Origin of the sequence: Bacillus sp. VT 712 (genome assembly GCF_001614195.1) — a bacterium.
GTDB classification, from domain to species: Bacteria; Bacillota; Bacilli; order Bacillales; family Bacillaceae_H; genus Priestia; species Priestia flexa.
On record NZ_LWBK01000009.1, the window covers coordinates 21076 to 42732 of the forward strand.

General features: G+C 38.8%; 24 protein-coding genes. All 24 read right to left on the reverse strand.

From position 1 onward, the window contains the following. Positions 1 to 14: 14 nt before the first annotated feature. Positions 15 to 1016 (reverse strand): rod shape-determining protein, encoded by a 1002-nt coding sequence (locus tag A2U94_RS05760; protein WP_025908770.1) that lies wholly within the window; start codon positions 1014 to 1016, stop codon positions 15 to 17. 185 nt (positions 1017 to 1201) lie between these two features. Then, on the reverse strand, positions 1202 to 1465 hold the full coding sequence (spoIIID, locus tag A2U94_RS05765; protein WP_025908769.1) for a sporulation transcriptional regulator SpoIIID: 264 nt from the start codon (positions 1463 to 1465) through the stop codon (positions 1202 to 1204). A gap of 247 nt (positions 1466 to 1712) precedes the next feature. Further along, positions 1713 to 2579 carry a stage II sporulation protein SpoIIQ gene (gene spoIIQ / locus A2U94_RS05770; RefSeq protein WP_025908768.1) on the reverse strand — a complete coding sequence of 289 codons (867 nt, stop codon included), beginning with the start codon at positions 2577 to 2579 and terminating at the stop codon, positions 1713 to 1715. 169 nt (positions 2580 to 2748) lie between these two features. Further along, positions 2749 to 3780 carry a stage II sporulation protein D gene (gene spoIID / locus A2U94_RS05775; protein WP_025908767.1) on the reverse strand — a complete coding sequence of 344 codons (1032 nt, stop codon included), beginning with the start codon at positions 3778 to 3780 and terminating at the stop codon, positions 2749 to 2751. Between the two features lie 154 nt (positions 3781 to 3934). Then, the gene (gene murA, locus A2U94_RS05780; RefSeq protein WP_025908766.1) at positions 3935 to 5242 is read right to left on the reverse strand and encodes a UDP-N-acetylglucosamine 1-carboxyvinyltransferase; all 1308 of its coding nucleotides are present in this window, start codon (positions 5240 to 5242) and stop codon (positions 3935 to 3937) included. A 31-nt stretch (positions 5243 to 5273) separates the two neighbouring features. Then, positions 5274 to 6017 (reverse strand): YwmB family TATA-box binding protein, encoded by a 744-nt coding sequence (locus A2U94_RS05785; RefSeq protein WP_025908765.1) that lies wholly within the window; start codon positions 6015 to 6017, stop codon positions 5274 to 5276. A gap of 105 nt (positions 6018 to 6122) precedes the next feature. Further along, complete coding sequence (locus A2U94_RS05790) at positions 6123 to 6362, reverse strand: DUF1146 family protein (protein ID WP_025908764.1); 240 nt, start codon at positions 6360 to 6362, stop codon at positions 6123 to 6125. A gap of 470 nt (positions 6363 to 6832) precedes the next feature. Further along, positions 6833 to 7240 carry a F0F1 ATP synthase subunit epsilon gene (locus A2U94_RS05795; protein WP_025908763.1) on the reverse strand — a complete coding sequence of 136 codons (408 nt, stop codon included), beginning with the start codon at positions 7238 to 7240 and terminating at the stop codon, positions 6833 to 6835. A gap of 25 nt (positions 7241 to 7265) precedes the next feature. Continuing rightward, positions 7266 to 8687 (reverse strand): F0F1 ATP synthase subunit beta, encoded by a 1422-nt coding sequence (gene atpD, locus A2U94_RS05800; RefSeq protein WP_025908762.1) that lies wholly within the window; start codon positions 8685 to 8687, stop codon positions 7266 to 7268. Between the two features lie 36 nt (positions 8688 to 8723). After that, positions 8724 to 9581 carry a F0F1 ATP synthase subunit gamma gene (locus A2U94_RS05805; RefSeq protein WP_025908761.1) on the reverse strand — a complete coding sequence of 286 codons (858 nt, stop codon included), beginning with the start codon at positions 9579 to 9581 and terminating at the stop codon, positions 8724 to 8726. 110 nt (positions 9582 to 9691) lie between these two features. Further along, the gene (gene atpA / locus A2U94_RS05810; RefSeq protein WP_025908760.1) at positions 9692 to 11200 is read right to left on the reverse strand and encodes a F0F1 ATP synthase subunit alpha; all 1509 of its coding nucleotides are present in this window, start codon (positions 11198 to 11200) and stop codon (positions 9692 to 9694) included. A 15-nt stretch (positions 11201 to 11215) separates the two neighbouring features. Further along, positions 11216 to 11761 (reverse strand): F0F1 ATP synthase subunit delta, encoded by a 546-nt coding sequence (locus A2U94_RS05815; protein WP_025908759.1) that lies wholly within the window; start codon positions 11759 to 11761, stop codon positions 11216 to 11218. Further along, the gene (gene atpF, locus A2U94_RS05820; protein WP_025908758.1) at positions 11758 to 12270 is read right to left on the reverse strand and encodes a F0F1 ATP synthase subunit B; all 513 of its coding nucleotides are present in this window, start codon (positions 12268 to 12270) and stop codon (positions 11758 to 11760) included. Before atpF ends, A2U94_RS05815 begins: the two co-directional genes overlap by 4 nt. Before the next feature lie 119 nt (positions 12271 to 12389). Beyond that, a complete protein-coding gene (atpE, locus tag A2U94_RS05825) occupies positions 12390 to 12602 on the reverse strand; it encodes a F0F1 ATP synthase subunit C (RefSeq protein WP_025908757.1) in 213 nt (70 codons plus the stop codon). Positions 12603 to 12693: 91 nt separating this feature from the next. Beyond that, positions 12694 to 13407, reverse strand: a complete 714-nt coding sequence (gene atpB / locus A2U94_RS05830; protein ID WP_025908756.1) for a F0F1 ATP synthase subunit A — start codon at positions 13405 to 13407, stop codon at positions 12694 to 12696. A gap of 6 nt (positions 13408 to 13413) precedes the next feature. Further along, entirely contained in the window at positions 13414 to 13797 is a 384-nt protein-coding gene (locus tag A2U94_RS05835) for an ATP synthase subunit I (protein WP_025908755.1), read from the reverse strand. A 6-nt stretch (positions 13798 to 13803) separates the two neighbouring features. Then, the gene (locus A2U94_RS05840) at positions 13804 to 14025 is read right to left on the reverse strand and encodes an AtpZ/AtpI family protein (RefSeq protein ID WP_025908754.1); all 222 of its coding nucleotides are present in this window, start codon (positions 14023 to 14025) and stop codon (positions 13804 to 13806) included. Between the two features lie 319 nt (positions 14026 to 14344). Then, positions 14345 to 16540, reverse strand: a complete 2196-nt coding sequence (locus A2U94_RS05845) for a S8 family serine peptidase (RefSeq protein WP_025908753.1) — start codon at positions 16538 to 16540, stop codon at positions 14345 to 14347. A 68-nt stretch (positions 16541 to 16608) separates the two neighbouring features. Continuing rightward, positions 16609 to 17757: a non-hydrolyzing UDP-N-acetylglucosamine 2-epimerase gene (gene wecB / locus A2U94_RS05850; protein WP_025908752.1), complete on the reverse strand. Its 1149-nt coding sequence runs from the start codon at positions 17755 to 17757 to the stop codon at positions 16609 to 16611. A gap of 24 nt (positions 17758 to 17781) precedes the next feature. After that, a complete protein-coding gene (upp, locus tag A2U94_RS05855; RefSeq protein ID WP_025908751.1) occupies positions 17782 to 18411 on the reverse strand; it encodes a uracil phosphoribosyltransferase in 630 nt (209 codons plus the stop codon). A 275-nt stretch (positions 18412 to 18686) separates the two neighbouring features. Further along, positions 18687 to 19931, reverse strand: a complete 1245-nt coding sequence (gene glyA, locus A2U94_RS05860; RefSeq protein ID WP_025908750.1) for a serine hydroxymethyltransferase — start codon at positions 19929 to 19931, stop codon at positions 18687 to 18689. 122 nt (positions 19932 to 20053) lie between these two features. Beyond that, complete coding sequence (locus A2U94_RS05865) at positions 20054 to 20605, reverse strand: TIGR01440 family protein (RefSeq protein ID WP_025908749.1); 552 nt, start codon at positions 20603 to 20605, stop codon at positions 20054 to 20056. 24 nt (positions 20606 to 20629) lie between these two features. Next, a complete protein-coding gene (rpiB, locus tag A2U94_RS05870) occupies positions 20630 to 21067 on the reverse strand; it encodes a ribose 5-phosphate isomerase B (protein WP_025908748.1) in 438 nt (145 codons plus the stop codon). A 50-nt stretch (positions 21068 to 21117) separates the two neighbouring features. Further along, complete coding sequence (locus tag A2U94_RS05875; RefSeq protein WP_025908747.1) at positions 21118 to 21552, reverse strand: low molecular weight protein arginine phosphatase; 435 nt, start codon at positions 21550 to 21552, stop codon at positions 21118 to 21120. Between the last annotated feature and the right edge of the window lie 105 nt (positions 21553 to 21657).

Consider the following 21657-nt stretch of genomic DNA (forward strand, 5'->3'; position numbering starts at 1 on the left):
TAAGAGTTTCATTATTAAATAATACTTCGGCGAGAAAGTCGATCGATATTGTCTAGCATGATACCTGTACCAACTGCAACACAACCCATTGGATTCTCAGCAATCAGTACGGGAACTTTTAGTTCTTCTGCTAGCAGCTGATCTATACCGTGTAGTAAAGCTCCTCCGCCTGTTAAGATAACACCTCTATCTATAATATCGGCAGAAAGCTCTGGAGGTGTACGTTCTAAAACACTTTTTGATGCTTGTACAATGACGCTAACAGATTCTCTTAGCGCTTCCTCTACTTCATGAGATTTTACTGTAACCGTGCGAGGAAGGCCTGACACCATATCTCGACCTCTAATATCAAGTTCTTCTTCTCTTGAGTCAGGGAAAACCGTTCCAATTTTCACCTTAATTTCTTCAGCTGTTCTCTCACCAATTAACAGCTTATATTTGTTTTTTATATATTGTAAAATTTCAGCATCAAAACGATCTCCAGCCATTTTAATAGACGAAGCCGTTACAATATCACCCATTGATAAAACAGCCACATCAGTTGTTCCACCACCGATATCTACTACCATATTACCGCTTGGTTGAAAGATATCCATTCCCGCACCAATGGCTGCTACTTTTGGCTCTTCTTCTAAATAGATTGTTTTGCCGCCACTTTTCTCTGCTGCTTCACGTATTGCCTTTTGTTCTACAGATGTAATGTTCGTAGGACAGCAAATTAAAATACGAGGTTTTGATAAAAAACCTTTCACATTTAGTTTATTAATGAAGTATTTCAACATAGATTCTGTAATATCAAAATCTGCGATTACACCATCTTTAAGCGGACGAATTGCTACAATATTACTAGGTGTACGCCCAACCATTTGACGTGCTTCTTCTCCAACTGCTAACACTTTATTTGTATTTTTATCGATTGCTACAACCGACGGTTCATTCAATACGATTCCTTTGCCTTTTACATGAATTAAGACGTTAGCCGTACCAAGGTCGATACCGATGTCTTTTGCTAACATACCTTAAATCCTCCTTCAGTTTACATATAATTGCATGCATACCATTCTTTTTTCCTAATTTACTATTTTATCACAAATTGTATATGTATGTATTTATTAATAAAAAATTTTCTTTTTTTTACTTTTTTAACCAATATAAATTCCCCTTTCCTACCCTGTTTCTTTGATAGTAAAGGGGAATCGTGCTACTTTACAATTTCTTCTTCTTTTTTGTATTTTAATTTTGTTGCTTCCCCTCCACGCAGATGTCGAATTGATTTATGATAATCAAGTATTTCTTTTACTTCATTTGCTAGTTCAGGGTTTATTTCAGGTAATCTTTCTGTTAAATCTTTATGGACAGTACTTTTAGAAACTCCAAACTCTTTCGCAATTACACGAACGGTCTTTTTAGTTTCCACGATATACTTCCCAATCTTGATAGTTCTCTCTTTGATGTAATCGTGCACTCTACTCGCCCTCCCTAAATTGGATGTGAGATGATGAAAAAATTCTATATTTTTCCACCATTCTCTTTGTAGGTTTGTAACAGTGTATTAGCTTATATGAAGATATATGCTATAAAAGTCAAGAGGGACAAGTGATTTATTTTATTTTTTTAAAAATTTCATCTATTTTATTAAAAAATAGAGAAAAAACCTCCTTCTCTTAATCCAGAATTGAACTTAAGAGAAGGAAGGCTTCTAGTGGTTTATATTATGCATTTGATTTTGATTCATCTGCTGATTGCTCTTTATTTTCAGGAGCTTTAGGTGCTTCGTCACCAGTTTTATCTTCCTGCTTTGACTCTTCTTTATCCTTTGATGTTTCTTCATCTTTTAATGGCTCTTCAGCTGTAGTAGGTTGTTGTTCTGTAACCTCAGCAGCTTTCACTTCTTTAATAGAAGCGACTGATTTACCAAAGTAATCGCTAGGGTTTATAGCAACACCATCTTTGCGAATTTCAAAGTGAACATGGTTATTCGCTTCCTGGTTGTATAAGTTCTTTCCAGCTTTGGCAAGTACTTGACCTTGTTTCACAACATCTCCTACTTCAACAGTTGCTTCATCTAAAGATTGATATTGGGTAACAAGTCCATCTTTGTGATCCACTTCAATTACAAATCCAAGTAACGGGTCTTTTTCTGCTTTTATAACAGTTCCACTTGCTGCTGCTGTTACATCAAATGATTTATCACCTTCTATAGCTAAATCAACGCCTGTGTTTGGGTGATACGTATTATTATAAAATACGAGTGCTGCTTCTTGTTGTTTCTTTGATGCTTGATCATCGTAAAATGGTTTCTTTACAACAGCATCCTTATCATTTACAAGTGGCATTTTTAAATTCTCAAGCGATGCGTTTACTTCCATGGCATCTTCTGTATATGCAGTTCCATCTTGTCCATAACGATCTTTAGCATCTTCGCTTAGGTTATTATTTCCATTCGCTTGAAACCAAAGAACGGCTGTAAGAATAATTGCTGCGCTTGCCAGATAGATTGCTGGAAAAATCCAACGCTTTCTAAAAAGTTTGTGAACCTTTGATTGTTGAGAAGTACGTTTCTTTTCTTCCTCTCTCATGTATCATCACCTCAGCAATCAGTCTGAACACAATTTTAAGAATATATACACAACCTAAAAGTTTTTTTCGATTATTTTTCGACAAAGGTTTTAAAAATATACACACAGTGATTTATTTTCCCTAAAAAAAAGCTTACTCTAGATTTTTGCCTAAAGTAAACTTTACTGTTTATTTTTTAGCTGTTAACTGTGCAACATACTGGTCTGAACCTGCAATTGCTACTCCTGTATAATAATGTGTCACAATATCTTTATAAGATTTACCCTCCATAGCCATACCGTTAGCACCGTATTGACTCATACCAATCCCATGTCCATACCCCTTGGTTTCAATGACAATATGATCATTTTCACGTTTCCATGTAAAATCAGCTGAAGACAGGTTTAGTTTATTACGCACCACAGTCCCAGCTATCTTTTTATCGCCAACCTTCACATAGTCTACTCTTTTTCCAGGCGTTTTTGAAATAATATCACCTATATCAGTAGACTGTGAAATATTGACGCCTAGTTTCTGTTCAAACTCTGAAATAGACATCATCTTTTCATTTTTAAACTTAGGTGATTTCGTATCCCAATGACTCTCTACGCTCTTTAAATAAGGAATAGAATTTGACCACACCGACTCTGAGTTTTCTGTATAGCCATTGCTAGTTGAAAAGAACGTGGCATCAATGGGCTTATTGTTATACGTCAAGATTTGTCCTTGCGTTTTTTTAACCGCTTCTTTCACTTTTTTGATTTTCCACTCATATTCTTTTCCCCAATGCTTCTTTAATTCTTTTTCACTTAAATATACTTGATCGTTAACAGTATCTGTAATGTCTGCACCTTCTGGTAAGCCCGCATTTGCTCTATTCATAAGCTTTTGAACAGTGTAAGTGCGTGCTGCTAGACTTTGCGCTTTTAATGCTTCCAATTCAAATTCTGCAGGCATTTCAGCCGCTACCACGCCCACTAGGTACTCTTCTAGAGGTAGTGTCTCTACCTGCTCTGACTGAGAGCGGTATACGCCCACATCAACATCTAACTGTGAGCCAGGTGATTTCTGTACCTCAGACTGCTCCGCTTTTTTATTCTCTTCATTCGTTAATGGCTCGCTTTCCTTTTCAATAAAAGGTATCACCAATAAAGTTGGAATTAAAAGAATGACGAGAAAGAAGATCGCTGCGAGAATAATCATTGGCTTTATTTGCTTCATGTATACAGAGCCTCCATATCTATGAATTTATCAAGGAACTCAACAATCCTTATAGTTCATATTTATGGATAGGGACAAGCTTTTATGACACTCCAAAACCTTTTCTAAATTTGTCCATAAAAAAAAGTATCTCGACAAAGCGAGATACTTTTTTTTACATATTTACATCAGACACTTGTTGCGATATTTCAACTTGATGCGTTTTATCATTTACACGTTCAATATCAGCACCTAATCCTGCTAGCTTTTGGTGGAAGTTCACATAGCCACGATCTAGATGCTTTAATTCAGTAACGCGCGTATAGCCATCAGCTACTAAGCCAGCAAGCGTTAATGCTGCTGCTGCACGTAAATCCGTTGCTGCCACTTCTGCGCCTTGTAATTTTGAAGGACCATTAATAATAACAGAACGACCTTCAATTTTAATATCTGCATTCATACGACGAAACTCTTCGACATGCATAAAGCGATTTTCGAAAACTGTTTCTGTAATCATACTTGTGCCTTCAGCTGCTAATAATAATGCCATCATTTGAGATTGCATATCTGTTGGGAAGCCAGGATGTGGCATCGTTTTAATATCAACAGGCTTTAATTTCTCTGGCCCAATAACACGCAGTCCATCGCCTTCTTCAATAATCTTGACACCCATTTCTTCCATCTTCGCTATCAACGAGCTCAAATGTTCAGATACAGCACCGCGTACAAGCACATCTCCACCTGTAATTGCCGCTGCTACCATAAACGTACCCGCTTCAACGCGATCCGGAATAATTGAATGTTCGGCACCATATAATTTGTTAACACCTTCAATTCGGATTGTACCAGTTCCAGCCCCACGTACTTTCGCGCCCATCGCATTTAAGAAGTTTGCTAAATCCACAATTTCAGGCTCTTTTGCTACGTTTTCAATAATTGTTGTACCTTCAGCAAGCGTTGCTGCCATCATGATATTTTCAGTAGCACCTACACTTGGGAAATCTAAATAAATCTTTGCACCTTGTAATCTTCCTTCAACTTCAGCATAGATAAAGCCGTTTCCAACCGTAACTTTTGCGCCCATTGCTTCAAAGCCTTTAAGGTGCTGATCAATTGGACGAGAACCAATTGCACATCCACCTGGTAATGCAACACGCGCTTTACCAGTACGGGCTAATAAAGAACCCATTACTAATACAGATGCTCGCATTTTTCTTACATACTCAAAAGGTGCATCTGTTTCTAATTCTCTTGATGCATCTACAACTACACGATTTGTTTCAAAATCCACTTCTGCATTCAGATGTCTTAAAACTTCGCCAATCGTAAATACATCGGAGAGAGCTGGTACATCATTTAAAATGCTTTTTCCATCACTAGCTAATAATGTTGCAGTGATAATAGGTAAAACGGCATTCTTTGCACCTTCTACTTTTACTGTACCGTTTAATCTATTTCCACCGCGGACGATGATTTTTTCCAAGGTATTCCCCTCCGCGTCCATTTTCTATATATTAATATTCAGACGTAATAATAGGTGTGCCAACAACCAGGGTTGTTTGGCCGCCCATTCCTGTCTTGCGTAATGCAATTTGTAAGTTCATTTCCTGTTGTTGACTTGAAAGAGCTTCTTCCCACAGTCCAGTATATGCTGATACTGATACAAATGACTCTTCCATTAGCGATTCAATCTGCTGGGCATTGAATGCTGTTAGTAATTGCTTGACTTGTAAAGACAAAACACTTTTCATCTTATCATTTATTTCACCTTTTATACAAGAGAAAATTAATGGATTTGTTAGGAAAAGTTTCTCATAATTGTCTTTAAAAATCCCCTCGGCATCGCTGACATTTTGAGTCGTGAATTCTTGTCCTATTAACTCATATGAGATATATCCACCTGTGCTTTTTTTATCTCCCGTATAGGTTAACATAATCAATTCTTTCACAGATCCCGCTTGTCTTGTACCTTTAGCTTTCCATACACCGTTTTCCCTTTTAATGTCCCATTTAAAACCTTTATATTTAGTTTGAAGCTGTTTTGATTTCATTTGGAAGTTTACTAGACTAGTAACGTCTGTAGCTTCTTCACGTGCATACAATGACCATTCTTTCATCTCTACAGCTTCTTTATTTAAGACGTTAACCATTTTTTCAAGCGTTGAATTTGAAGCTTGTGCATTGGTCACGTAACTTCCATAATATACGATTACACCTACAATGAAAATAGCCAAAAAGACACTAATTTTTTTTCCCATTTCCTCACTCCCTCTTCTTACTATCAGCCTGTCCAAATTAACCAGATGAATACACCTGTTTCGTCGTCATTTTTAGACAGCCTTTTAAGAGGGAAGAACTATTTTCTATTGAAATAAGGAAGGAATTCGCTGCGACCAGAATAAGTAATCCAAAAAGAAATTACTAACCGTGGACGCGATTGTAATGGTAAGCAAGATTAACATGATTCTTGCTTGTACTACACGATTTGGCTTCATTAATTTCTCAATCTGAAAACCTTGAAGCGCATACCATGTAATTACAATAAAAATAAGGTGAGAAACCATCGCTAATAGCGCCTGCGGACCAATACCACCAATTAGCATGATCACACCTCCTTAGCATAATGATAAACAACAAAGAAGAGCCACTATCTCATTTAATCACAGTCGAGCGCAATGTGCAAAGATTTACCTCTATATAACTTAATTTACATATTTTAACTAAATTAACCCTCTTGTTTATATAAAAAGAGTTTGGGACATAACAAAATGATGGCTTCTAAAAGACGAACACTAGCTGTTCCTATCTCTTTGATTTGTCTGAACACGTTCGTTCCATTGCGCTACGGCCACTAGCTTTCCGCGGGGAGGAACCTGAGCTTCCTCGCTGCGCTGCGGGATCTCAGTTTTCCCTCTCTTTCCCGCAGGAGTCGAGTGTCCTACGCTCCATTCCACCCTGTTTCCAACATTGTTTTCACAATCAACCAGAAAAACCTGAACGATTAAAAGTTATGAACTCTCAATCGTTCAGGTATAGTAGAGGCTGAACTACTTATGTCTCAGTCTCTTTGTTATTACATTTTCTGTTTAGTAACTTCTATGCGATTTAAAGCACGCTTTAAAGCTAACTCAGCACGTTTAAAATCAACGTCATCCTGCTTGCTTTGCAGTCGTGTTTCCGCTCTATTTTTTGCTTCTTCTGCACGAGAAACATCAATCATATCTGACGTTTCTGCTGCCTGTGCTAAGATTGTTACTTTGTCAGGTCTTACTTCAAGAAAGCCTCCACTAACAGCTACAACTTCATCACTGCTGCTTCCTTTTTTCAAGCGGACGGCTCCAATTTGTAATGGAGCTACCATCGGAATATGTCCATGTAAGATACCGAGTTCACCACTTTGGGCTTTGGCACTGACCATTTCCACTTCCGAATCGTAAACTGGGCCATCAGGAGTGACTACACTGACATGGATTGTCTTCATTCAAAAAACCTCCTATGTCCCTATATTATACTTCTACTCCCATGCTTTTCGCTTTTTCAACTACTTCTTCAATACGTCCTACTAGACGGAAAGCATCTTCTGGTAAATGATCATATTTACCTTCAAGGATTTCTTTAAATCCTTGAACCGTTTCTTTAACTGGTACATATGAACCTTTCTGACCAGTAAATTGCTCCGCAACGTGGAAGTTTTGAGATAAGAAGAATTGAACACGACGAGCACGTTGGACAACAAGTTTATCTTCATCAGATAACTCGTCCATACCTAGGATTGCAATAATATCTTGTAATTCTTTATAGCGCTGTAATGTTTGCTGAACTTGACGTGCAACATTATAATGCTCTTCACCTACGATTTCAGGAGAAAGCGCACGAGAAGTCGAAGCTAATGGATCTACCGCTGGGTAAATACCCATTTCAGATAGCTTACGCTCTAGGTTAGTTGTTGCATCTAAGTGAGCAAACGTCGTTGCAGGAGCTGGATCCGTATAGTCATCGGCTGGTACATAAATCGCTTGGATTGATGTTACAGAACCAACGCTCGTAGATGTGATACGCTCTTGCAATTGACCCATTTCCGTTGCTAGTGTAGGTTGGTAACCTACCGCTGAAGGCATACGACCAAGTAGGGCTGATACTTCTGAACCGGCTTGTGTAAAGCGGAAGATGTTGTCGATAAAGAACAGAACGTCTTGTCCTTGCTCATCACGGAAATATTCAGCCATTGTTAAACCAGTTAATGCAACACGTTGACGTGCTCCAGGTGGTTCGTTCATTTGACCAAATACCATCGCCGTCTTTTTAATAACGCCAGAATCTGTCATTTCGTGGTATAGATCGTTCCCCTCACGAGTACGTTCACCTACACCTGCGAATACTGAGATACCGCCGTGCTCTTGTGCGATGTTATTGATTAACTCTTGGATAAGTACAGTTTTACCTACACCGGCTCCACCGAACAAACCGATTTTACCACCTTTAATATAAGGAGCTAAAAGGTCAACTACTTTAATTCCTGTTTCGAGAATTTCAGCTTGTGTAGATAAATTTTCAAATTTTGGTGCTTCGCGGTGAATGGGATCACGACGAACTCCCGCACTGATTGGTCCATCTAAATCGATATGCTCACCTAATACGTTAAACACACGACCTAAAGTTACATCACCAACTGGTACAGAAATTGGTGCTCCTGTATCTTCTACTTCTAGTCCACGAACTAATCCATCAGTTGAAGACATTGCTACTGCACGAACTGTATTATCACCTAAGTGAATCGCAACTTCTAATGTTAATTCGATTGCTACTTCACTTTCACTAACAGGTTTATGAGAAATTTTAAGGGCGTTATAGATTGCTGGAAGGTGTCCGCTGTCAAACTTTACGTCTACAACTGGACCCATGATTTGAGTAACGCGTCCTTTTGCCATCGTGTTCCCTCCTAACTTGCTTTTCAAGTCTTATTTCTATTCTAGAGCCGCTGCTCCACCAACAATCTCCGTAATTTCTTGCGTGATTGCTGCTTGACGAGCACGGTTATATGATAGGGTAAGATTATTAATAAGGTCTTTTGCATTATCCGTTGCATTTTTCATCGCTGTCATACGCGCTGCGTGCTCACTTGCTTTTCCATCCAGTAAGCCACCATAAATAAGGCTTTCTGCATATTGCGGCAATAGCACTTCTAATATCTCTTCTTGAGAAGGCTCGAATTCATAGGATACAAGCTTTCCTGTTGGAGCTAAGTCAGCTAACGGCAACAGCTTCTTTTCCGTTACTTCTTGAGAGATTGTATTAATAAAATGATTATAGTACAAATACAATTCATCAAATGTACCGTCCGCAAACATATGCACCGTTTGCGAAGTAATTCCTTGAATATCAGCAAAAGATGGTTGGTCGGATAGACCAGTAATTTCTAAAAACACTGGAATACCACGCTTTATAAAGAAGTCACGCCCGACTTTCCCAATTGCAATTACACCATACTCATCTGGAGATGTATGACGTTTTTCAATTGCTTGTGAGACAGCACGCAAAACGTTACTATTATAAGCTCCCGCTAAGCCACGATCCGAAGTAATGACAATGTATCCCGTTTTCTTAATAAGACGAGCCGTTAACATTGGATGTGCAGCGCCTTTACTGCCTCCTGCTACGCTTGCAACTACTTCTTGAATCTTTTCCATATAAGGAACAAAAGACTTAGCGTTCTGCTCGGCACGGTTTAACTTTGCAGCTGAAACCATTTCCATTGCTTTTGTAATTTGACTCGTTTTTTTCGTTGATGTAATTCTCGTTTGTATATCACGTAATGATGCCACAGGTTTCACCACCTTGTTTTAGAAGATCACGTGGTATGAAAGGTGAACATAAGTTCACCTTTACCTTAATAAAAGCTTGTCTTAACATACCATTTTGACAAAATTAACGATTACTCAGATGCTACAAATGTTTTCTTGAACACTTCAAGAGCAGACTCAAATGCACCATCTTCAGGCAGTCCACCAGTTGTACGAATTGTTTCAAGAACTTCTTTACGATTTGAATCTAACCATGCTAAGTACTCATCTTCGAAACGAGTGATATCAGCAACTGGCACATCATCTAAGAAGCCTTTTGTTAACGCATATAAAATCGCTACTTGTTTTTCTACACGAAGCGGCTTGTGTAAGCCTTGTTTTAATACTTCTACTGTACGTGCACCACGGTTAAGCTTGGCTTGTGTAGCTTGGTCAAGGTCTGATCCAAACTGAGCAAATGATTCAAGCTCACGATAAGATGCTAAATCCAAACGCAGCGTTCCAGCTACTTTCTTCATCGCTTTAATCTGAGCTGATCCACCTACACGTGATACTGAAAGACCTGCGTTAATCGCTGGGCGTACACCTGAGAAGAATAAGTCAGACTGCAAGAAAATCTGTCCATCCGTAATCGAGATTACGTTTGTTGGAATATAAGCAGATACGTCTCCTGCTTGTGTTTCGATAAATGGAAGAGCTGTTAATGACCCTCCACCTTTAGCGTCTGATAATTTTGCAGCACGCTCTAATAAACGAGAATGTAAGTAGAATACATCCCCTGGATATGCTTCACGACCTGGAGGACGACGAAGTAATAATGAAAGTTCACGGTATGCAGATGCTTGTTTTGTTAAATCATCATAGATAACAAGTACGTGTTTGCCGTTATACATGAACTCTTCACCCATTGTTACACCAGCATAAGGTGCTAAGAACAGCATTGGTGCTGGTTGAGAAGCAGATGCTGTTACAACAATTGTGTAATCAAGCGCTCCATGCTTACGCAATGTCTCTACTACGTTACGTACTGTTGACTCTTTTTGCCCAATAGCTACGTAAATACAAACCATATCTTGGTCTTTTTGATTTAAAATTGTATCAATTGCTACAGATGTTTTACCTGTTTGGCGGTCACCAATGATAAGCTCACGCTGACCTCGACCAATTGGTACAAGAGCGTCAATCGCTTTAATACCTGTTTGAAGTGGCTCATGTACAGATTTACGATCCATAACGCCAGGAGCTTGGCTTTCAATTGGACGTGTTTTTGTTGTTCCAATTGGGCCTAAGCCGTCTACAGGTTGACCTAATGAGTTTACAACACGACCAATTAATTGTTCCCCTACAGGAACTTCCATGATTCTTCCTGTACGACGTACCTCATCCCCTTCACGAATTCCAGTGTAAGGTCCTAAGATAACGATACCGACATTGTTTTCCTCTAAGTTTTGTGCCATACCCATGACACCATTTGAAAATTCAACTAACTCTCCAGCCATGACATTGTCGAGGCCATGAGCACGTGCGATACCATCCCCAACTTGGATAACAGTACCTACATCACTCACTTTAATCTCAGACTGATAGTTTTCAATTTGCTGTTTTATCAGCGCACTAATTTCTTCAGCTTTGATGCTCATGAATTTCACCCCTATCTACGATCTATGTGCAAGAAGTTCGCGATGTACCGATTCTAATTTTCCGGAAATACTTCCGTCATAAATACGGTTGCCGATGCGAAGCTTCACGCCGCCGATTAGGCTCTTATCGATTACATTTGAAATATATAATGAATGCTTTCCTACTTTTGGTGCAAATGTTTCAGAAATAGCACGCTCTTCATCTGAAGATAATGCTTTTACAGAGTATACTGTAGCTGCAGCTACACCTCGTGCTTCATTTGCAAGAGCACGATACTCACGAGTAATCTCCCCTACTACTTGGATGCGATGACGATCTAATAATAAAAGGAGCGTATTTTGAACCGTTTCTGTCAACGTTGAAAACGTTTGGCGAACTAAGTCTTTTTTTCGGTTGGTTGAAATTTTTGGATGCGTTAACACTTCAATTAAATCATCGTTTTGAGCGAAAACTGCTTCCACTACGTCTAACTCTTCTTGTAAAGCATCGATTGATTGCTTTTCAGAAGCTAATTGAAAAAGAGCTAATGCATAACGCTTCGCGACTGCCGACTGACTCATCGTACATCCCCTACTTCTTGAATGTACTCATTGATCAATTTCTCTTGATCTTGCTCTGACAATTCTTTTTCAATCACTTTCGACGCGATTAATACAGATAATGATGCAACTTGCTCACGAAGTGCAGTAACTGCTTGATCTTTTTCTTGCTGAATTTCTTGTTTTGCTAATGCTTTTAAACGCTCAGACTCTTCACGCGCAGCAGCAACAATTTCTTCTTTTTTCTCTTCAGCAGATTTTCTTGCGTTTTCCATTAAAACTTGAACCTCTTCACGAGACTGTTTTAACAGCTCGCGCTGCTCCTCAACAAGCTTCTGTGCTTGTTGATTCTGCTGTTCAGCTGAATCAATTTCACTTGCAATATGCTCTTCACGCTGTTTCATGATACCCATTACTGGACCAAACGCGAACTTACGTAACAATGCTAGCAAGATAAGGAACATTACTAATTGGAATAAAATATCTCCACCGTTAAAGCCTGATGCTCCTAATACAAACGTATTTGACACGGCTGCTTCACTCCCTTCAAAGACTTAACATCTATGATTTTGCTCATTAAAGACATAAAGCAATGGCGAAGGTTCTTTTCGAATGATCTTCGCCACTTTTAAACGTTTTAAGTTACTGATTATTGACCTTGAACCATGAACGCGATTACTACAGCGATAATAGGAATCGCCTCTACTAATGCAACCCCGATGAACATTGTCGTTGTTAATGTACCACGTGCTTCTGGTTGGCGAGCGATACCTTCTACTGTTTTTGATACGATAAGACCGTTACCGATACCAGCACCTAGTGCCGCTAAACCAATTGCAATTGCAGCTGCTAATAAACCCATTTTATAAAGTCCTCCCTTAGTGAAATAGAATTTTTTCAACATGTTTTAAACTCGCTCAACACGGGTAAAGCTTGAGCGAAGGTTTTATAAATTAATGGTCTTGACTCACTTTGTGTGCCAGGTAAACCATTGTTAACATTGTAAAGATAAAAGCTTGAATTGCACCTACGAAAATACTGAAGCCTTGCCATGCCAATGTTGGCACAACTGCCCCAAATAATCCAAGAGCAGTACCACTTGTAGCAAGCCCTGCTAATAAAGTTAACAGAATTTCTCCTGCATAGATATTCCCGAAAAGACGTAGACCAAGCGTTAGCGTATTTGCAAACTCTTCAATAATCTTTAATGGGAATAGAAAAGGCATTGGTTTGAAGTAATCTCGACCATATTCTGCAAATCCCTTCATCTTAATACCATAATAATGTGATAAGACAACGACCATTGCTGCTAGAGTCAATGTAATCGTCGGATCAGCAGTCGGTGATTTCCACCATAATTCGTGATCGACAACAACGGCAAATGGTAATCCTAACATATTGGCGACAAAGATATACATTAGTAGCGTTACACCTAATGTTAAGAAACGACCACCCGTCTTCCAATCCATTGTGCTGTTAATGAGGCCTTTCACAAAGTCTAATACCCATTCCAGGAAGTTTTGCATACCTGTAGGCTTCATTGCTAAAGTACGAGTACATAAAACTGCAATTAAAAACACAATGACTGACGCCACGGTAATCATCAACATGTTACTGAGATTAAACGTAAGACCAAAGAAATCTTGAGTTGGTGATTCATGACCCAACTATATTCACCTCTCTTCCCATCTCCTGCGTATATTTTGAACAACTAAATCTATGATAATGACAAGATAGGATGTCATTAATCCCATAACTACACCAATAATATGAAAAGTATTTGGATAAGAGATTGTAATTACAACTGCTAGAGCAGCGGTTGCAAACCTTGCAAATGTTCCTACTGAACGAGGTCGTTTTCCTTCATCCAGCGCTTGTCCAAACTGTTTAGCCCTTCTTACTAAAACCCAAAGGTTATACAAACTGAGTGCTGTACCTAAAATCAGGCCTAAAAACACGGTTTGATAAGGAGTAAATCCCCATCCGAGAACGTATAGTGCTAGTAAATAAAATATGTAGGATCGAAGTCTTGGAAATAAATGTTGCAATTCTTGCATGGATTATTAATCTCCTGAAAAAAATTGTCGGACTGTGCGCAGCATGGCATAGACGCCAACTGCAAGCCCTAAAAGAAGGCCTAAAACTAAAAAAAGTGGCTCAGTCCCAACTTTTCCATCAATCCATTTGCCACCAAATAGACCGATTAATACGGAACCTGCTAACTGAGAAAGAATGGTGGACATCAATGCAATCGCTTGTAATGAATGCCGTTTTTGCTTAGTCATTTAGAAAACCCCTTTTTGGTAAATTCTTTTTTTTCAAAAAAATCTACATACTCTACTCTAAAAATATGCGAGCTTATGTATAAATCACCAAAAAAGTTAAAAACAGTTAGTCAAAAACACAAGCGAACCTTGATTTTCAAGTGTTGAAAACCTTATCATTTATATCCATTGTTAGCATACAATAGCGCATATTTAATGTCAATGTGTTTAAGCTAAAAACTTCACAATCTAAAAAGGGATGTTCACATTTTTGCCACACATATTTCATATTTAAATAAGACCAATGTAAAAGGGCGTAAAACCTTGGTTTTACGCCCTTTTAATCAATTACTAGCCCTGCGTTTGCTACCTCTGTTTTACCATCTTTTTTAGCGTATGCGAACACTTTATACTCACCTTTGGGCAACTCTTCCTGCAGCTGAATTTTCCGTTTTAACATCCCTCTTTCTAGTTTTTTATCTACATCTAAATAAGAGACAAACCGAAGGGTGTCTATGTCATAAACAGCAATGCCAAATTCATCTGCTCCTTCAGGCAAAAACAATTCGTATAGATACGTTTTTTCGTCACTTCCCTGTACGGCCTGTAGTCCCATAACACGAGGATAATTTGGCTTTTCAACCATATACAAATAGGGTATTGATATTGTTTCACGTGAATCACGAATTTCTAAACGCCCATCATATATGCCTTTTTTCTTTTGATGGCTGTTTACCTGAAGATCAACTGCAATGGTCTTCGTTTCTTTCGGCTTCAATGTGAAAGAAAGCGGTACTCTCCAAATTTCTCCAAACGTTTTTGTTGGAGGCGTAACATGATAAACGTTTTTGTAATTCGCCTCATTAAAAATACGCATTTTAATCCTTTTGTTACTTTGTCCTTCAAAAACTCCAAACGACAGCGTGCTAGGTGATAACAGCGTTGTTGCCTTTACAGCACGTTCCACTTGAATTCTTCCTGCTCCTTGTTCATACGAGTGATAGAGCTCACCCTTTAAGTTACGAATTGGCTTTGCCGTACTCATAAGTGCCGCTTTTACTTGTTCTGGAGACCAATTGGGGTGAGCCTGTAAAAGTAACGCACAGGCTCCCGCTACGTGAGGTGCTGCCATGCTTGTTCCATTTAAAGGCTCATACCCGTTCGGTACCGTACTCCTAATTTGGTAACCTGGTGCTACCACATCAGGTTTGATATCCCAAGTGCTCGTAACTGGACCTCTGGAGCTAAAAGGAGTAATGATGTCTTCTACAGTTTTCATAGAAGCGAATGCATACGCGTTCCCTTTTTGAATTTCTTTCTTTATGGATTCTCCTACATCACTCGAAACCATAACTACTGGAATTGAAAACGATTCACTTACACTCTCGTCTACCACTCCATTAATAGCATGGTATACAATTACAGCTTTAGCTCCAGCTTTTTCAGCTTTACTGATTTTTTTAGACAGAGAGATTTCTCCTGTTTTCATAAGGACAACTTTGTTTCCAACATCTGCTACTTCCCTTCCGCTTCCTGCGTCCGTTAATACAATTGTCTGATCAATATCCCACTTCGCGGCATTTGGTAAAGGAGATAGAGAAATTTGCTGTGATAACTTTTCCATTTTTATAAATGGAATACGTGTCGGAGAAACTGAAGCACCAACCGAAATAGCTTGTTGAGCCGTTCCAGGAGAGCCTACGGTCCACAAACCAGGCCCTGAATTACCGCTAGAAGTTACTGCTACGATCCCTTTTTCAACAGCTTTATTTAACGCTAAGCTTGTAGGTAAATCTGGACCATTAATGTCATTTCCTAACGATAAGTTAATGACATCGACCCCATCTTGAATTGCTTTTTCAACAGCTAGAATAACATTTTCAGACGAGCCAGACCCACCCGGACCTAGGGCTCGGTAGGCATAAATTTCAGCTTCGGGTGCTACTCCGCGCATCTTCCCGTTTGCTCCTATAATACCGGCCACATGGGTACCATGAAGCGTAGGTTCTCCTTGCTTGCTTACTGTTTCCATTGGAGAATAATCTTGGTCCACAACGTCATAGCCACCTCGATAATTTGACTTTAAATCAGGATGATTAAAGTCAATTCCAGTATCAATTATTCCAACCTTTATCCCTCGACCCGTCAAGCGCTGGTTTTTCTTATCAAACATGCCCCTTACCTTTTCACTGCCAATGTAGGATACACTTCCTTCATTTTTTGCATGATACGAAACAGAAGCATGCGAACTATCAATATAAGGTTCTTCTCGAAGTCTTTGTAAGTCATATAAAGTCCCCGATACGGATAGCCCTGTAAATACCTCCCGAAACTCGTGGTTAATGCTCACATTTGGATACTTTTTTTTTATTTCTTGTTTGGCAATCGCTACATTCTGCTCGTTCAGCATGAGAATGTATGTTTTTTGCACCTGTTTTTCAAATGATTGAATATCTGGAAACTCTACACTTTCACCGTACGTGCTTGTGCTGTTTATTCCAAACATTGACAGTAATAAAATGGTTATTTTCCACATAAAAACACCTCTCTACATAGCGTGTCACAAAGAGACCGCATTCATGTGAGAGGTGTTAGATTTATTTTTTATAGTGGCTTAAATTCTTCAGGTCTTTCTTCACGATGTTTAAAGTAGTAGCTAATCGCATCGCAAATACGCTCAGAGGCATGGCCGTCTCCGTAAGGATTAGATGCTTTAGACATTGTTTCATAAACAGCTTTGTCGATTAATAACTCTTTAGCTAAGTTGTAAATAGTTTCTTCTTCTGTGCCAGCTAATTTTAACGTTCCTGCTTCAATGCCCTCTGGACGCTCCGTTGTATCACGCAATACTAATACGGGTACACCAAGAGAAGGTGCTTCCTCCTGAACGCCACCGGAATCCGTTAAAATGAGGTGTGCTCGATTCGCAAAGTTATGGAAGTCGATTACATCTAACGGTTCGATAAGATGAATGCGATCATCATCGCCCAATATATCATTAGCTGTTTCACGTACAACAGGATTTAGATGCACAGGATAGACAACTTGTACGTCATCATGTTCAGTTACAATACGCTTTACCGCTCTAAACATATTTTTCATTGGCTCACCTAAATTTTCACGACGGTGAGCGGTTAATAAGATAAGGCGATCGCTGCCAAGATTACGTAAGACTTCATGCTCATACGAATCTTTTACAGTTGTTTTTAGCGCATCAATAGCTGTGTTTCCTGTCACAAAAATGTTTTCTTCATTCTTGTTTTCTGTTTTCAAATTAACAGAAGACTTCGTTGTTGGAGCAAAGTGTAAATCTGCTAGTACACCCGTCAACTGGCGATTCATCTCTTCAGGATAAGGTGAATATTTATTCCATGTGCGAAGACCTGCTTCTACATGGCCTACAGGAATTTGGTTATAAAACGCTGCTAGTCCAGCAATAAATGTTGTTGTTGTATCTCCATGAACCAACACAATATCCGGCTTTACTTTTTGCATCACATCGTTTAAACCTTCTAATCCTCTAGTTGTTACATCCATTAATGTTTGACGGTCTTTCATAATATTTAAGTCATAATCTGGTTCGATATCAAAAATGGATAGCACTTGATCCAGCATTTGACGGTGCTGAGCAGTAACGGTCACAATTGCTTCAAATTCCTTGGGACGCTTCTTTAGCTCAAGAACAAGTGGCGCCATTTTAATAGCTTCCGGTCTAGTACCAAATATCGTCATTACTTTAACTGGTTGCTTCATTATTTATCACCCGTATCTGAGAAATTATTTTGTACCAAATAAACGGTCTCCCGCATCTCCTAAACCTGGAACGATATAACCATGGTCATTTAATTTTTCATCTAAAGCTGCGATATAAATATCAACATCTGGATGTGCTTCTTTTACGATTTCTACTCCTTCTGGAGAAGCGATTAAGCACATAAATTTAATGTTTTTTGCGCCACGCTTTTTCAATGAATTAATAGCTTCTACTGCTGAACCACCCGTTGCAAGCATCGGATCTACAACAATAAAATCACGCTCTTCTACATCATTTGGTAATTTAACATAGTATTCCACTGGTTGAAGTGTTTCTGGATCACGGTACAGGCCAACATGCCCTACTTTTGCTGCCGGCATTAATTTTAAGAAACCATCAACCATTCCGATACCTGCACGTAAAATTGGTACAATCCCTAGTTTTTTACCAGCGATTACTTTTGAAGTCGTTTTGCATACTGGCGTTTCAATTTCCACATCTTGTAAAGGTAAATCACGAGTTGCTTCAAAAGCCATTAAGCTTGCTACTTCGTCTACTAACTCACGGAATTCTTTTGTTCCCGTTTTTACATCACGTATGTATGTTAATTTGTGTTGAATAAGAGGATGATCGAATACGTATACTTTGCCCACTGAAATCTCTCCTTTGAATTTAAAAATGTCCACATTGAAATACCATTCAAGCGCTTGAATGGTACCTACTTTTTAAAAAAAACGATAACGTTAACATAACTTAAGCATTGCATCTATTTTACAGAAAATTATTTTTGAGTTCAAGCTTAATCCAAAAATAGATATTTTTCTATAACAATAGTGTAACCACATCATTCATCTTGAAACGTTGACACAAAAAGAAAAGCTGGGTAAATCCCCACCTTTTCTTTTCGCATTTTACTATTTCTTATAGATTATAAAGATGCATACATTTCAAACTTGCTTGTTAATGCTTCTACACGAGCTGTTGCTTCCGCTAACTTTTCTTCATTATCAATATTCTTTAGTGTTAAGCCAATGATAGCAGCAATTTCATCCATTTCTTCAGCACCGAATCCACGAGTTGTCACAGCAGCTGTTCCGATACGAATTCCACTTGTTACAAATGGACTTTGTTGGTCGTAAGGAATCGTGTTTTTATTCGTTGTAATTCCAACTTCATCTAACGCTTTTTCAGCAACTTTACCCGTTAATCCCATTGAACTTACATCAATTAGAACGAGGTGGTTATCTGTACCGCCAGAAACTAACTTAAAGCCTTCTTTTGTTAGCCCTTCTGCTAAGCGATTTGCATTGTCGATGATATTTTGTGCATACTGCTTAAATTCAGCTTGTAACGCTTCACCGAACGCTACTGCTTTAGCAGCAATAACGTGCATTAATGGTCCACCTTGGATTCCAGGAAAGATTGATTTATCAATTGCTTTTGCAAATTCTTCTTTACATAAAATCATTCCACCACGTGGCCCGCGTAATGTTTTATGCGTAGTTGTTGTAACGAAATGAGCATGTGGAACCGGGTTTGGATGAAGGCCAGCTGCTACAAGTCCAGCAATGTGAGCCATGTCTACCATTAAATATGCTCCCACTTCATCTGCAATTTCACGGAATTTCTTAAAGTCAATTTCACGAGGGTACGCACTAGCACCAGCAACGATCAGCTTTGGTTTATGAGTGCGTGCTTTTTCTAATACATCTTCATAGTTAATACGATGTGTGTCTGCATCTACACCATATTCAATGAAATTGTACTGCACACCGCTGAAGTTTACCGGACTACCGTGCGTTAAATGTCCACCGTGAGATAAGTTCATACCAAGAACCGTATCTCCTGTCTCTAAAATTGTAAAGTATACAGCCATGTTTGCTTGAGCACCTGAGTGAGGTTGAACGTTCACATGCTCCGCACCAAAGATTTCTTTTGCACGGTCACGAGCTAAGTCTTCCACTACGTCTACGTGCTCGCAGCCACCATAATAACGCTTTGCTGGATAACCTTCTGCATATTTATTTGTAAGTACAGAACCTTGAGCTTCCATTACTGCCGTTGTAACGAAGTTTTCTGATGCAATTAACTCAATTTTTGTGCGTTGACGCCCTAATTCATCTTGAATTGCATTATAAACTGCTGGATCTTGCTGCACTAACTTTTTCTCCATCGAAATCCTCTCCTCGTTTCGTTTCGTATGAACAATGTTCGTTTTTTATTAATTCATCTACATTGTAACATGGTTTATTTAGAATAAAAAACAAAAAATGTGCATTATATTAATATATTTATTTACAATCGTTCGTAAATAGCTCTAGGTCCACCAATTAGTTTTGGTCGAGTATAAGCAATAGTCATGTGCGCTTGACCAATTTGTTTAAGGGAACACCTAACAGGAACAGCCACATGCTTTAAGTGCATACCAATAAACGTATCCCCAATATCAATACCTGCATCGGCTTTAATAAATTCAACAATAACAGGGTCATTGAAATGATGATATGCGTACGTAGCCATTGCTCCACCTGCTTTTCGAACTGGGATAACCGTTACAAGATCTAAGTTTTGCTTTAACGCAGTTTTTCGTTCTACCACCAGCGCTCGATTTAAATGTTCACAGCATTGAAACGCTAAATCGATGCCTTTTTCCTTTGCAAACTCTTGAAGCTTACCATAGATTACCTCAGCTGCTTCTTCAGTTCCTGATGTTCCGATTCGCTCTCCAACAACTTCACTTGTACTGCAACCAACTACAAACAAACTATCTTGCTGAAGTGTTACCTGTTGTGAAAAATCTGCTAGCACAACTTCTAATTCCCGAGCCCAATCTTGAGCATTAGACATTCTAAAGCGCCTCCTTTACATCATTTACTTTTCATATGCTTTAATTTTGTTGACACGATTCTCATGACGTCCGCCTTCAAAATCCGTTGTTAACCATATCTTAGCAATATCTCTAGCTAAACCTGGGCCAATCACACGCTCACCCATCGCTAGTACATTTGTGTCATTATGTTCTCTGGTCGCCCTTGCGCTAAACATATCGTGGACAAGTGCACAGCGAACACCTTTTACTTTATTCGCAGCAATACTCATTCCAATTCCTGTTCCACAAATTAGAATTCCTTTATCAACCTCTCCACCTGCTACTTTTTCAGCAACTGGAATTGCATAGTCTGGATAATCTACTGAATCACTGCACTCACAGCCTAAGTCAACATACTCAACATTTAGTTCTTCCATTAACTGCATAATTTCTTTTCGAATATTTATACCACCGTGATCTGATGCAATCGCTACTTTCATAATGGATCCTCCTTATAAGCTATTAAAAGTAACTTTTATAGCTAGCATTTTTAATTTTCTAATTTTTTAATAGCTCGATTAATAAGCTGCTGCATTTCTTCAAATGTCATTTGGTAAACAGATAAATCGCCTCCGTAAGGGTCGACAACGTCTCCATTTTCACCTACAAATTCTTTTAGCGTAAACAGCTTGTCTATAGTATCTGGAGCTTGGTTTGCCAGCATCTGTTTATGACTACTTGTCATAGTAAAAATATGAGTTGCCCAATCTAACATTTCTCTTGTAATACTAGATGATGTATGCGATGAATCAATACCTTGCTGCGCTAAAACTGCTGCTGCATGCGCAGAAATCGGTTGACCGTCCATTGCAAATAAACCAGCTGATTTTACTTCTATTCCACGCTTTTTTTGACTGCTTAACCAAGCTGCCGCCATAGGACTTCGACATGTATTTCCTGTACAAACAAATAAGACTTTTTTCAATCTAAAATCTCTCCTTATCTTACTACTAATAATCCCTTTTTACATTGCCTTTATTTTATCCTTAATAGATAGAAGAGTTCAACACCCATGACCTATGATACTTTT

Bases quoted from the DNA above. Each gene is read 5' to 3' on its own strand.
- A2U94_RS05835 (WP_025908755.1), bottom strand. From the start codon at position 13,797: ATGCAAGAATTGCAACATTTATTTCCAAGACTTCGATCCTACATATTT.
- A2U94_RS05790 (WP_025908764.1), bottom strand. From the start codon at position 6,362: ATGCTAATTGGTGGTATTGGTCCGCAGGCGCTATTAGCGATGGTTTCT.
- A2U94_RS05865 (WP_025908749.1), bottom strand. From the start codon at position 20,605: ATGTCTAATGCTCAAGATTGGGCTCGGGAATTAGAAGTTGTGCTAGCA.
- spoIID (WP_025908767.1), bottom strand. From the start codon at position 3,780: ATGAAGCAAATAAAGCCAATGATTATTCTCGCAGCGATCTTCTTTCTC.
- A2U94_RS05840 (WP_025908754.1), bottom strand. From the start codon at position 14,025: ATGACTAAGCAAAAACGGCATTCATTACAAGCGATTGCATTGATGTCC.
- A2U94_RS05845 (WP_025908753.1), bottom strand. From the start codon at position 16,540: ATGTGGAAAATAACCATTTTATTACTGTCAATGTTTGGAATAAACAGC.
- atpA (WP_025908760.1), bottom strand. From the start codon at position 11,200: ATGAGCATCAAAGCTGAAGAAATTAGTGCGCTGATAAAACAGCAAATT.
- glyA (WP_025908750.1), bottom strand. From the start codon at position 19,931: ATGGAGAAAAAGTTAGTGCAGCAAGATCCAGCAGTTTATAATGCAATT.
- atpE (WP_025908757.1), bottom strand. From the start codon at position 12,602: ATGGGTTTATTAGCAGCTGCAATTGCAATTGGTTTAGCGGCACTAGGT.
- A2U94_RS05785 (WP_025908765.1), bottom strand. From the start codon at position 6,017: ATGGGAAAAAAAATTAGTGTCTTTTTGGCTATTTTCATTGTAGGTGTA.
- spoIIQ (WP_025908768.1), bottom strand. From the start codon at position 2,579: ATGAGAGAGGAAGAAAAGAAACGTACTTCTCAACAATCAAAGGTTCAC.
- wecB (WP_025908752.1), bottom strand. From the start codon at position 17,757: ATGAAGCAACCAGTTAAAGTAATGACGATATTTGGTACTAGACCGGAA.
- rpiB (WP_025908748.1), bottom strand. From the start codon at position 21,067: ATGAAAGTAGCGATTGCATCAGATCACGGTGGTATAAATATTCGAAAA.
- atpD (WP_025908762.1), bottom strand. From the start codon at position 8,687: ATGGCAAAAGGACGCGTTACTCAAATCATGGGTCCAGTTGTAGACGTA.
- A2U94_RS05795 (WP_025908763.1), bottom strand. From the start codon at position 7,240: ATGAAGACAATCCATGTCAGTGTAGTCACTCCTGATGGCCCAGTTTAC.
- A2U94_RS05815 (WP_025908759.1), bottom strand. From the start codon at position 11,761: ATGAGTCAGTCGGCAGTCGCGAAGCGTTATGCATTAGCTCTTTTTCAA.
- A2U94_RS05760 (WP_025908770.1), bottom strand. From the start codon at position 1,016: ATGTTAGCAAAAGACATCGGTATCGACCTTGGTACGGCTAACGTCTTA.